Origin of the sequence: Vibrio rarus (assembly GCF_024347075.1) — a bacterium.
In the GTDB taxonomy this organism is placed as follows: domain Bacteria; phylum Pseudomonadota; class Gammaproteobacteria; order Enterobacterales; family Vibrionaceae; genus Vibrio; species Vibrio rarus.
Window position 1 is genome coordinate 1,206,846 of sequence record NZ_AP024900.1, and the last position, 11,628, is coordinate 1,218,473.

Sequence of the window (11,628 nt, forward strand, 5' to 3'; positions counted from 1 at the left end):
GCGAGGTTAAGACACAATATTACTTTTTATCATTTATGATCATTTTGCGTGACGATAGGGAGAGCAAGGTGTTAATTCCGTGACCTACCTATCCCTTGCATGGCTTTAGCGCTGTTTAACTTGGTTTGCTTTTACAAATTGCTCATTTAATTTTTTTGCCAGAGAGAACGAATGTGTATTGGCGCGTGAGAACTCTAATTGATCCACCTGCATAAAGGTGCTGCTTAGGATGTTGTAGTTTGTTCTTTGCGATGGTTTAGAGGGGTGTTTGTTCATCGGCCCCACTTGATAGAGGTAAAACTCGGGGTTTTCTAATAAAATGCTTTCAATGTTGAACTTAGTGATCTTTTTATTTGCAGGAGCAATAAGGCGACCACCAGCGGTATTGATAATGCTGTTGACGATACTTTTTTGCCCAGCCACCATGAAAGGGCTTTCTGTCACTTCAAAAACCACTGTAGGTTTTTTTGTCAGTGGCTGAATGTGCTGACGGATGGCGCGTAATTGGGCGAGCAGATTCTTTGCCGCTTGTGGTTTATCGACTAATTTTCCCAACTGAGTAATTTGGCTAAGAATTTGATCGAGTGTGACCGGATCGTACTTCACCACATCGGCATTTAATTGTTTGGACATATAGTCAGAGAAAAAACGGTTAGAACTGATGATGACAAGATCAGGGTTTAATCCTTTGATCAACTCTATATTAGGTTTGATGTGAGAGCCAATTTTCAGCGCATTTGCAAAGTCATGGTTACTGCGGGTAACGCCGACGACTTTATCTTGCACGCCAAGTTTTATTAAAATGTCTCCAGCAGCAGGGGCGAGTAATACGATTCGGTCATAGGCATTCGCTTCAGGAACCGAAACTAAAGCTAGCAGTATCAGCAGACACTTTAACATCATAGACCTCGGAAAGTAGCTGCGGGGTGACTTGGTGTCGAAGGACATCATAGATAAGTTTTCCTTGTTTAAAAAATAGGAACCGCTCAAAGTAACGATGTGCCAAATTGATATCATGCACAGAAGTAATCACGGTATGCGGTAGTTGCTGTAGGTGGTCAAAAATCTCCAGAGTATGGCGTATATCTAAGCTCGAGTTAGGTTCATCTAAATAGACAATAGGCGCGTCTTGGTTTAGCACACGCGCCAGCATTACACGTCGCTGTTCACCACCAGAAAGATCCCCATAACGGCGCGTCTGGTACTGGTCAAGATCGAGCAGTTTTAGGCGTTCAAGGGTTTTTTGTTTATCGAGCGCTTGATAGTTATTGCCACTGAGGTGGATATAGCGGCCTAGCATCGCCACCTCTAAAACAGAGAAGGGGAAGGAGATATCAGAAAACTGCGTCAGCACCGAAAATCGTCGCGCTCTGGCCTCATGAGACAGGCTTTCTAGAGGCTGTTGCTGATAGGTAATAGCACCCGCAGGCGCTTCAATTAACCCTGTTAGTAAATGGATTAGAGTGCTTTTTCCGCAGCCATTTTCACCCATCAGCGCTACTTTTTCTCCTGCCTTGATGGTCAGTGAGGGAACGCTAAGAGAAAACGCTTTTCGGCGAAACTCCAAGTTGTGGATTGTTACATCAACCATTCCAGAAATGCTCCCTTCTGTGTTTTAACAGGTAGAAGAAAAACGCCCCACCGAATACGGCAGTCATAATGCCAACAGGAAGTTCAGCGCCCCCCGGAATGATGACGCGAGCAATGGTGTCCGAAGCCATTAATAACCATGCCCCAAGTAAGCTAGAATAGAAAATATTGTGCTTCATATCACTGCCAAACAGGCTGCGGGAAATATGCGGAACAATCAGACCGACAAAGCCGATAATACCGGAAAAACTGACCGCGACAGAAACCAGTAACGTGGCAGCAATAAACACAGTGGAGCGCAACCGGTGGACGTTGATACCTAGGCTCTGTGCCGAGTGCTCATCTAAGGATAAAATATTGAGTTTCATTGAGTTTCTGTGCAGAAAATACAAAACTCCGACCAATAACACGACGCAGATAGCGAGCCTTTCAAGGGTGACCATAAAAATGCCCCCCATTAACCAATAAACAATAGAGTTGAGCGAATCTTCAAAATAGTACTTAGCAAAACTGATGATGGCAGATGCGACAATGTTCATTACCACACCGGCTAAAATCATAGTGATGGGGTTAATTCGTCCCTGGGTTAGGGACATGCGATAGACCATAGTTAACCCCGCCAACCCTGTGATAAAGGCCAATAGTGACACACAGTGAACGGGCATACCCAGCGCAATGGCGAGCACAGCGCCTAAGGCGGAAGAAGAGGCCGCGCCAGTGGTAAAACTATCGGCTAATGGATTTTTTAGCGTGAGTTGATAAATGCTGCCGCTTAATCCTAGCATGGCACCAATGACACAGGAGAAAAGGACTCTTGGGAGCCTCAGTTCTGTGAGAATGTTGTATTCCATTTGTGACATATCAAAGGGATTGATCCAATGAGGCCCAATGAGCGTTGCCAGTAACGCGCAGCCAATAAACAGCGTTACTAACGCCCACTTCATGCTTCGACCTTATACACGATGCGAGTGGCAATCACGAGTAACGCTAGGTTTAAACAACCTAGTATCGCCAGTGATTGGAGATTAAACGGAGCATCCAACAGAGCCGAACGAATGAGGTCTGCACTGTATGTGAGTGGTGATAATTTGGCTAAAATTTGAATGAAAGAGGGCATTTGATCCACAGGAAAAAACGTGCCTGATAGAAACATCATCGGAGTGATAACAAAGGAGTTCATAGTGGCTTGATCGCGATGATTTTTCATTTTCAGTGACACGATAAAACCAATCAGGGCAAATGAAATCAAATGCATTAACAGCGCTAGGGCAAACGGAATGGAAAAGTGCAAATGGATACCGCACATCACGCTATAAGCGATCACGACGGCAACTGGGATCAAACCTTTGGTGATGCCATACGCCACTTCGCCCACTACGATTTGCCAGCGCTGATTAGGGGAGAGGAGGTACTCTTCAAAGATCTTTAAATAAAAGCGGCTAATATTAATTTCGCTGGCGATATTGTAGCTATGGTTCATGCTCGACATGGCTAATAGGCCGGGGAGCAAAAAGGTCAGATAATCCATCCCTTGCACCATAGTTCCTTTCCCAACGCCATAGCCAAATGCCATTAAATATAAAAAGGGTGGGACAGCCGCAGCGAGTGCGACACGTACGATTTTTTTCTTTAATACCGTGCATTCTCGGTAGTAAATGCCAACAACACCATCAAGCATTTTTTATTAACCTCTTGCCAGTAAAATGAAGAAACACATCTTCTAATGTGGTATCCCGTATGCGGCCACTGATAGAGTCGTGACTGATGTGAGTTAACCGTTGCAAAGCGTGCTCTTTGTTACTGAAAAACTCGTGTTGGACCTCTTCACTTTCAATTTCAAGAACGAATGGCCCTAGATGCTGTTTCAAGCTAGCGGCGGTGCCTTGGGTGATGATTTTGCCACTATCGATGAAGATAACACGATCCGATAATCGCTCCGCTTCTTCAATGTAATGGGTGGTTAGGAAAATGGTACAGTCACGTTCTTTGTTGATTTTTTGTAGAAATGCCCACATTTTTCGTCGGCTAAGGGGGTCTAAGCCCACCGTTGGTTCATCCAAAAATAAGATTTTGGGCTGGTGCATTAATGCGCGAGCAATCACCAGTTTGCGTTTCATACCACCAGATAGCTTGGATGCAGGCTTATGTTTGTGTTCAGTTAGGCCTGCAAATTCAAGGCTTTCATCTATGGCCCTTTGCAAAGCCTTGCCACGCATTTTATAGAGCAAGCCGTGAACTTTGAGGTTTTCAACGGCATTGAGCTCTTTGTCCACATTATTATGTTGTGGCACCACACCAATCAAACGTCTTAAATCATGTCGATTAGAGCGGTTCTCTATGTTGTCATAAAGCACCGTTCCGGAATCAGGTTCGAGCAGCCCAGTCATCATTTTAATGGTGGTGGTTTTACCCGCGCCATTGGGGCCAAGAAAGGCACACACTTCGCCGCGTTGAATGGAAAAACTCATCTCATCAACGGCTTTGCGCTTAGCAAAATGTCGGGTCAATGACCGCACTTCGATAACGGGTTTCGTCGAGTGATGCTGTTGTAAAATCATGCTGTTCTGCTCTATTTACTTTGATTAAGTGATTAGCGAAAAATGCCTATTTCAGCACGATACCCGCTTCTTTAGCCGCATCATTAAGGTGCTGCAGGTAAATGTGTTGTATCGAATCATTACGTCCTAAGCCTTTTAGCACAGGGATGACCTTGATATTTTGTTTGGTCAGCATCATTTTCCATGAGTCATCCTCATCACCGGCCATATCGTTATTGGCATGATCCCCGGCAACCACCATCAGCGGTTTAACCATAACGCTTTTGATGGAGTCGTGTTTTAAACGCGCCATAAGGCTATCGAAGTTAGGATAGCCTTCCACTAAGCCAATATAGATTTTTACGTCTGGATAACGTTGATTTAAGATTTCTTGAAGCTCGTAATACAGGCCGGTAGAAAGATGATGGTTGCCGTGGCCCATATACACTAAAGCGGTATTGTTTTTCTTGGCAAGCGCCACATCGCTGGCTAATGCATCCGCTAAAGTATGCAGATCTTTACGGTATGGGTGTTGCGCACCCCAAGTGCCCATTAATGGGCGGCCAAGAGCCACATTATGAAAAGGTTTCCATTTTGCTTTTACCGTTTGAATAGACGCTAGGGCGTTTACCGTTCCTTTAAGGTCGATATACTCTTCACCATGTGACAGTAAGGTGGTTTGCACAACGATGTTTTTATAACCTGCGCTTTGCAAATCGTTCATTGTCCCCATGACATTTTGTACCTGATAAAAATTTTTAGGGACTTCAGGGTGTTGTTGTTGATATTGCTTATCCGTTGCACGCTTATGCCAAATTTTACGAATAATATTTGAGGTAAACGCAAAGCGTACAGGGGTGTTCGGGTAGGCTTTTTGCACTTGTTGTTGAATGCCAATCAGTGAGCCAATAGCGGTGTTGTAAGTGGTACCAAAGGCGGCGAGGACGATAGCGGATTTTTCGGGTTTCGCCGTTTTGCTAGAAGAATGCGCTGTTGCCGTTAGAGGTAGGCTGGCCAACAGTCCGAGAAAAAGGATCTTGCGTGGCACTTTAGTCAGCGTGAGGCTATTTTTCAATAATGTTGAAATTAACATAATAGGTATCCGTAAGTTCCGATACAACGTGCTAGGTTGCATCAAATCATCACTCAGATCATAAAGAGAGAGCGAAGGCATAATGGTGGCTTACGGGAGTAAATAACAAAGGTTTCGTCATCAATAGAGTCATTAACCACGAGTAACCCGCTCGCCTTTGGTGAACTGGATATTCCCAGTTCATTGAACCATTCAGGCAGGTATCCTGGCTTTTGGGTCAACATATGCAGAACGCCTTCCCAGATAATCTCCAGTGGACTCATGTCTGCTAACTCGCCAAATACAGTTGCGGGTACAGCTCAAGCTTTTAACTTGATTCCCTTTTAAGTGCAATTCAATGAATGTGACACCTGAATGGTAAGCATATTGCCTTAAAAAATCTTATGAATAGTGATAAAAATCAATAAAGAGAGATTTTTGTTTCATTAAACAAGGTGTGGCTAGAAATTAATATGCAATGAATTTCTATTCAATTCCGCTATTGGTGACTTTTAAGGGGAGAGTGTGTTTAAATCGAGCTATCGCAAAGCTGGCGCGCAGTTATCTTGATAATTATCAATCATACCTGTCGCTCTCTATGAGAGACTTCATGAATATTTAGTGTATTAAGTGAATCAGGTGTCATTCCTGAACTGTCCCCGCAACTGTGAGCGAACATGCAGTATACCTGTATAAATATTCGTAAGTCAGATCCTGCTAAATATCCAACAATCAAACAGCCTGAGCGGGATCACTCAGTGTCATTGTCTTTCAATTTCAGCCGATCTGACTGTTTGATGTTTTTATTAATTGTGCTGGAGTTTCAGTGGGTAAATTAAAACGTTCGAAACACAATAAAGAGTTGCGCTGGGGTTACACAACCGGTGCCTGTGCGGCAGCGGCGGCCAGCGCCGCTGTGCGAATGCTTATTTCCGATAGCCCTTTCTCTAAGATTGAAATTAGTCTGCCTAATAAAGAGCTCGTGACATTTCCATTGGCACGACTAGAAAAACACCTAGATAACCATGCGGTTTCAATACTTGCCGGTGTGGTTAAAGACGGCGGCGATGATCCCGATTGTACCCACGGCTTAGAAATTCAGTGCAGGGCAAAATGGAGCACTACCGCGGGGATCCACCTTACAGGCGGGCAAGGAATTGCAACGGTGACACTGCCAGGTTTAGAACTCCCTGTTGGTGAGCCTGCCATCAACCCCGTACCGAGAGCCAATATTATACAGATGGTGCAACGAGAGTTGGATTTATCGACACCGTCATGGTCAACGGGTGCGTCGATAGAAGTGCGAGGTGTTGAGTTAACTATCTTAGCCCCCGGAGGGGAAGTGGCCGCCAAGGAGACCATTAGTGAGCGGCTCGGGCTTATAGGCGGTATTTCAATTTTAGGGACTCGCGGTACCGTGAAGCCTTTTTCTACTTCCGCTTATGCCGCCTCCGTTAGGCAATCCATTCAAGTGGCAAAAACTAACGGTTTACAGCATGTGGTATTAACGACAGGCAGTCGCTCAGAAAAATCCGCTATAGAGCAGTGGCCTGCACTGAGCCGGTTGGCGTTTGTGCAAGCGGGAGACTTTATGGGGGTGGGGTTGCGCGCGGCAAAACGATACCAAATACAGCGTGTTTCGCTGGTGGTAATGATAGGTAAATTAGGCAAATTGATCTCTGGGCGCATGATGACTCATGTATCAGGGCATGCCATCGATTTTGCACAGTTGAGTCACTTAGCCCAGCAATCCAACATGCCCGCCCCTTTATGCCAAGACATAGCCAAAGCCAATACCGGACGGCACGTCTTAGATTTAGTGAGAGATCATCAACCCGAGTGCTTTTTGCAGCGTTTGTGCCAAGAGGCGCAACATCATGCACACCGTTATGTGGCGAATGAGTTGGATATTGAAGTGGTGCTTATCGATTTTGATGGCAAGCCATTAGCTGTGAGTTGTGGTGCCGGCGTGATAGGGCACTCAAGAGATCATACTCAGCAATCCACTGACCCAATGTTAGGTAAAAAAATATGGATACAATGAAACAAATGACCCAGCAAGGGCAGGTTATTGAGAACGATTCTTTCTCGATTATTGATCAGGAAATTCAGCAATTTCACGGAGGTCACAATTTAGATGATGCACAGTGGCCAGTGGTACGCCGTGCGATTCATACCACAGGTGACTTTGAATTTGCCAAGCTGTTTCGATTTAGTGAAGGTGCTGTTGCGGCTGGAATAGAAGCGTTAAAAAGCGGCTGCAACATTATTAGTGACGTCACTATGATCACCAGTGGTCTGAGTGCACAAAGGTTGTCGGTGTATAATAACCAAGCGCAATGCTTTATTAGTGATAAAGCGGTGATCGCAATCGCTAAGCAGAAAGGGGAAACACGAGCCATTTGGTCTATGCGCAGCGCTCGAGATCTTGGTTTATTAGATGGGGCGATTATCGGTATCGGTAATGCGCCAACGGCGTTGTTTGAAGTATTGAGAATGGTCGAAGCGCAGGAAATTAAGCCCGCTCTTATTGTGGGTATTCCTGTGGGGTTTGTAAAAGCAGAAGAATCTAAACGCGCCCTTATTGAGCAGAGCAATGTCCCCTATATTGCCAGTATTGGCCGCAAGGGGGGAAGCCCAATCGTGGTCTCTACCATCCACGCGCTTCTCTATCAGACGGTATAAGCCCATGGCCAATATTACCGTAGTCGGTGTTAGCGAAGATGGCTGCATGAGTTTAAGCAGTCGAGCGGTTAATGCTGTGTCTAAGGCTCGAGTGGTGGCAGGACATTCACGCCATATGGCGTGGTTTCCCCAATTTTCCGGTAATTTTCTTGATATGAGCCAAGGGTTTAGTGCTTGGCTTAATGAGGTGATTGATCAAGCAGAGGAAGGGGATGTCGTGATCCTCGCCTCTGGAGACCCTTTATTTTTTGGCATTGGAGCCACTTTACTAAAAAGATACCCCTTAGATGAGGTGCTTTTTATTCCAAGTCAAAGCTCAGCGCAACTGGCGTTTGCTCGCTTAGGGCTCAGTTGGTCAGGGGCGCAATTTTTATCCTGTCATGGACGGCAACGAGCAGGAATGGTGGCGCAGATGCAATCAGGTGATCTGTTTGCGATTCTCACTGACTCGACAAATACGCCACAAAACGTGGCTAAGCACATGCAAGAGTTTAATGAAACGGGCTGGAAGCTGACGGTTTGTGAACAGCTTGGGGCAGTGTCTGAAAATATCACCTCGTTTACAGTGCAAGCATTGGTCAATTGCGATACCCCTTTTGACACGCTCAACATTATTATCGCCCAAAGACAAGCTCCCGCATTGTGGGGTGGGCATGGGCAATTTGCATGTGACGATAGCTTTGTTATGCGCATGCCTCAAAAGGGCCTCATTACCAAGCAAGCGGTGCGCCACTTAGCATTAACCCATTTGCGTATTCAATCCCATGACATTGTGTGGGACATAGGGGCAGGCTCCGGCTCTATTTCTATTGAGTCGGGCAAATTTGCCACCCAAGGCAAAGTGTACGCTGTGGAATGTAACCCTAGTTGCTTTGAACATATCAATGCCAACATGCGCAGTCATGGGACTGATAATGTACAACTTATTGCTAAATCTGCCCCCGATGCCCTTGTGGATTTGCCCTCTCCAGACGCCGTGTTTATTGGCGGTAGTCGCGGGGCGATGCACGATATCCTCACTTTGGTATGGGATCGCCTAAACCTCGGTGGTCGCCTAGTGGTCGCGGCGGTCACTATGGATACCGTGGTGGATATCTATCAGTGGGCAAAGAGTAAAAACCTTAATTTTGATGCGCAATTGGTGAATATTTCGCATACCCAACCATTGGCGCAATATCTTCGCTATCAAGCGCAGAATCCCATCCATCTTTTTTCAATTGTTAAATCTACAGACCCTTCGGGAGAGAATAATGAGTAACGGTAAATTCGGTCAGCTGTACGCTGTTGGTGTCGGTACAGGTGATAGTGAATTATTAACCCTGAAAGCGGTGCGACTCATTTTGCAGGCTGACGTGGTGGCCATTCCGGAGAAAACGAAGGGAAAAGCCGATTCGTTTGCTTGGCAAATAGTGACAGGCGCAGTGGCTGAAAATGAGATTGCAGCAGAGCAATGCTTTTTGCATTTCCCTATGACCCGAGATGCAAGTATTAATATTCCTGCGTGGCGCGCGGCAGCATTGACGATTTTACAGCGCCTTGAGCAAGACAAATCTGTGGTATTTGTTACCGAAGGAGACCCTTCGGTATTTAGTACATGGGCGTATATCCAAGAAGAGTTGCATGAAATTGCGCCACAAATAGAACCTATTATCGTTCCTGGCGTGACCTCTATTACCGCTGTACCGGCAGCCACTAAAATTCCGTTAGCCGATGGCATGGAGCGCTTTTGTGTGGTGCCAGCAACGTATGGTATTGACAGTTTGGATAGCTTGGTAAAAGAGTTTGATACGATAATGCTGATCAAAGCAGGACGTATGATCCCACAATTATCGGCAAAATTGAAACAGCTAGGCCTCAGCAATAGTGCCACATACGTTTCCTATGCCAGTACCGAGCAACAACAAATTTTTCATGATCTTGACCAAGTACCAGAAGAGCATCGCTACTTCTCTATGGTGCAATTGTCTATTCGTGGTCGCCGAGGGGTATTGCGCGGCGCGCAGTTAAGCTCTCCACAACTAAGCTCTCCACAGCATGGAGAGGTGCAGTAATGAAACTCGCAATATATGTGATTACGGTGGCGGGGGAAAAGCAAGCGGCCAAGCTGAAACAAGCCATGCCCTTTGCCCATGTATTTGGTACCGCAAACGCCATCCAAGCATCACCTAATGCCCGCTTATTAACCTTGCCATTATCCAACTTTGTAGCGGATAGATTTAATGACTATGACGCACATGTTTTTATCTGTGCCAGTGGCATTGTCAGTCGCATTATCGGCCCTTTACTGAAAGATAAAACCTGTGATCCAGCGGTAGTGTGTATGGATGAGCAGGGCAAATTTGCCATATCTATGCTTTCCGGTCACCGAGGGGGCGCGAATCAATTAACCCAAAGAGTGGCGCATATCGTTAAAGGGACACCGGTCATTACCACAGCATCCGATGTGTCGGAAACCGTCTCTGCGGATATGCTGGGCGCGCCATTTGGTTGGGTATTAGATCCTATTTCTGAGCCCTCCATTACCAAAGTATCCGCGGCTATCGTAAATGAGGCTCCGGTGATTATTGTGCAACAGGCAGGTGATAAAAATTGGTGGAAATACGACAAACGTATGCCAGCGAGTATTATCAGCCACACCAGTTTACAGGGTATAGAGAGCGAACATTATCAAGGTGCCATTTTGGTGACGGATGAGCTGAACTGCGATCTCACCGATTGGCAAAATAAAGTGGTGCTTTGGCGTCCTAAATCCCTTGTGTTAGGGATAGGGTGTGACAGAAATACCCCCCTTTGTGTACTTAAATCGGGGCTGCAAGCTTTTAGTCAACAATTTAACCTGAGCTTAGATTCTGTTGACGCTTTTGCCAGTATTGACCTAAAGGCTGATGAAATAGGGTTACAGCAATTATCGCAAGAAAAACAGTGGCCATTCATCACCTATGCGCCAGAGCAATTGGACGCAGTGGAGGGGATTGAACACCCATCGGAGTATGTAAAAAAGGTCACAGGCAGTAATTCTGTGGCAGAAGCGGCCGCATTAACATTGAGCCGTATCCATACCTTACTGGTGCCTAAGTGGGTATTTAAGCAAGACGGTTACAACATGACCATAGCCTGCTGTCGTAAGTCATTTACTGAGCCACTTATAAGACATAAACGCAAAAACTGGTTTGGTGAAAAAAAACACGGCAGTGATTCATGTCACGGTGTTTACGATGTACAACCTCAAACAAGGGACGTGCAGACAGAGGTAACCGCTCAACAAATCAAAGTGAACGCTTATGGCAATGAAGTGGTTGCGGGCTATCAGTGTAAGCCTAAGCACGTAGATTTAGACCGGCCGATGCTGTTTTACAAACATCACATATTGATTTGTGAGGGGAAACGTTGCGTCAAACAGGGCAGTAAAAATTTAGCCCATGATCTACGCGCTATGTTGAAACAACAAGGGCTAGCCAGTGGTCCTAAGCGCATTAAAATTAGTCGCACTATGTGCGTGGGGGCGTGTCGAAATCGCTCAACACTGGTGATCTATGAAAAAAATGCTCACGCTGAGCGCTCTGTCAATAACGCCATATGGTTACGCGGTGTTGAAGCGTTTTCCGAGCAGCAGTGGCAGGCGTTGTTTCATGCCTTAGCCAATAATCAACCGGTTATAGATGTGGTAGACAGCCAATATCTCGCGCCCATACACGACATGGATGGTGGCCTTTTATGATGTTCAAAATCACTTTCTTTATGGAG

At 45.8% G+C, this 11,628-nt stretch carries 11 protein-coding genes and 2 riboswitches; of the genes, 5 read left to right on the forward strand and 6 right to left on the reverse strand.

Features of this window, described 5'->3' with window-relative positions:
* Positions 1-105 precede the first annotated feature (105 nt).
* From OCU56_RS05735 to OCU56_RS05760, 6 genes are read right to left on the reverse strand one after another with little or no spacing between them, the layout of a single operon-like run.
* Complete coding sequence (locus tag OCU56_RS05735) at positions 106-903, reverse strand: ABC transporter substrate-binding protein (RefSeq protein WP_261874565.1); 798 nt, start codon at positions 901-903, stop codon at positions 106-108.
* Positions 854-1,591, reverse strand: a complete 738-nt coding sequence (locus OCU56_RS05740; protein ID WP_261874566.1) for an ABC transporter ATP-binding protein — start codon at positions 1,589-1,591, stop codon at positions 854-856. Before OCU56_RS05740 ends, OCU56_RS05735 begins: the two co-directional genes overlap by 50 nt.
* Positions 1,584-2,534, reverse strand: a complete 951-nt coding sequence (locus tag OCU56_RS05745; protein WP_261874567.1) for a FecCD family ABC transporter permease — start codon at positions 2,532-2,534, stop codon at positions 1,584-1,586. The genes OCU56_RS05740 and OCU56_RS05745 overlap by 8 nt, the downstream gene beginning before the upstream one ends.
* Positions 2,531-3,268 (reverse strand): ABC transporter permease, encoded by a 738-nt coding sequence (locus OCU56_RS05750; RefSeq protein WP_261874568.1) that lies wholly within the window; start codon positions 3,266-3,268, stop codon positions 2,531-2,533. The genes OCU56_RS05745 and OCU56_RS05750 overlap by 4 nt, the downstream gene beginning before the upstream one ends.
* A complete protein-coding gene (locus OCU56_RS05755; RefSeq protein WP_261874569.1) occupies positions 3,261-4,148 on the reverse strand; it encodes an ABC transporter ATP-binding protein in 888 nt (295 codons plus the stop codon). Before OCU56_RS05755 ends, OCU56_RS05750 begins: the two co-directional genes overlap by 8 nt.
* A gap of 46 nt (positions 4,149-4,194) precedes the next feature.
* Positions 4,195-5,220, reverse strand: a complete 1,026-nt coding sequence (locus OCU56_RS05760) for a sirohydrochlorin cobaltochelatase (protein WP_261874570.1) — start codon at positions 5,218-5,220, stop codon at positions 4,195-4,197.
* A gap of 178 nt (positions 5,221-5,398) precedes the next feature.
* Positions 5,399-5,589, reverse strand: a riboswitch (cobalamin riboswitch).
* Positions 5,590-5,801: 212 nt separating this feature from the next.
* Positions 5,802-5,935, forward strand: a riboswitch (cobalamin riboswitch).
* A 90-nt stretch (positions 5,936-6,025) separates the two neighbouring features.
* Here OCU56_RS05760 and OCU56_RS05765 point away from each other — a divergent pair.
* From OCU56_RS05765 to OCU56_RS05785, 5 genes are read left to right on the forward strand one after another with little or no spacing between them, the layout of a single operon-like run.
* A complete protein-coding gene (locus tag OCU56_RS05765; protein ID WP_261874571.1) occupies positions 6,026-7,243 on the forward strand; it encodes a cobalt-precorrin-5B (C(1))-methyltransferase in 1,218 nt (405 codons plus the stop codon).
* Positions 7,231-7,884 carry a precorrin-8X methylmutase gene (locus tag OCU56_RS05770; RefSeq protein WP_261874572.1) on the forward strand — a complete coding sequence of 218 codons (654 nt, stop codon included), beginning with the start codon at positions 7,231-7,233 and terminating at the stop codon, positions 7,882-7,884. Before OCU56_RS05765 ends, OCU56_RS05770 begins: the two co-directional genes overlap by 13 nt.
* Before the next feature lie 4 nt (positions 7,885-7,888).
* On the forward strand, positions 7,889-9,142 hold the full coding sequence (gene cbiE, locus OCU56_RS05775; protein ID WP_261874573.1) for a precorrin-6y C5,15-methyltransferase (decarboxylating) subunit CbiE: 1,254 nt from the start codon (positions 7,889-7,891) through the stop codon (positions 9,140-9,142).
* Positions 9,135-9,935 carry a precorrin-2 C(20)-methyltransferase gene (gene cobI, locus OCU56_RS05780; RefSeq protein WP_261874574.1) on the forward strand — a complete coding sequence of 267 codons (801 nt, stop codon included), beginning with the start codon at positions 9,135-9,137 and terminating at the stop codon, positions 9,933-9,935. Before cbiE ends, cobI begins: the two co-directional genes overlap by 8 nt.
* Entirely contained in the window at positions 9,935-11,602 is a 1,668-nt protein-coding gene (locus OCU56_RS05785) for a cobalamin biosynthesis protein (protein ID WP_261874575.1), read from the forward strand. The genes cobI and OCU56_RS05785 overlap by 1 nt, the downstream gene beginning before the upstream one ends.
* Positions 11,603-11,628: the final 26 nt, after the last annotated feature.

Coding starts and splice junctions, on each gene's coding strand:
- OCU56_RS05750 (WP_261874568.1), bottom strand. CDS start 3,268: ATGCTTGATGGTGTTGTTGGCATTTACTACCGAGAATGCACGGTATTA.
- OCU56_RS05770 (WP_261874572.1), top strand. CDS start 7,231: ATGGATACAATGAAACAAATGACCCAGCAAGGGCAGGTTATTGAGAAC.
- OCU56_RS05760 (WP_261874570.1), bottom strand. CDS start 5,220: ATGTTAATTTCAACATTATTGAAAAATAGCCTCACGCTGACTAAAGTG.
- OCU56_RS05755 (WP_261874569.1), bottom strand. CDS start 4,148: ATGATTTTACAACAGCATCACTCGACGAAACCCGTTATCGAAGTGCGG.
- OCU56_RS05740 (WP_261874566.1), bottom strand. CDS start 1,591: ATGGTTGATGTAACAATCCACAACTTGGAGTTTCGCCGAAAAGCGTTT.
- cbiE (WP_261874573.1), top strand. CDS start 7,889: ATGGCCAATATTACCGTAGTCGGTGTTAGCGAAGATGGCTGCATGAGT.
- OCU56_RS05745 (WP_261874567.1), bottom strand. CDS start 2,534: ATGAAGTGGGCGTTAGTAACGCTGTTTATTGGCTGCGCGTTACTGGCA.
- OCU56_RS05785 (WP_261874575.1), top strand. CDS start 9,935: ATGAAACTCGCAATATATGTGATTACGGTGGCGGGGGAAAAGCAAGCG.
- cobI (WP_261874574.1), top strand. CDS start 9,135: ATGAGTAACGGTAAATTCGGTCAGCTGTACGCTGTTGGTGTCGGTACA.
- OCU56_RS05735 (WP_261874565.1), bottom strand. CDS start 903: ATGATGTTAAAGTGTCTGCTGATACTGCTAGCTTTAGTTTCGGTTCCT.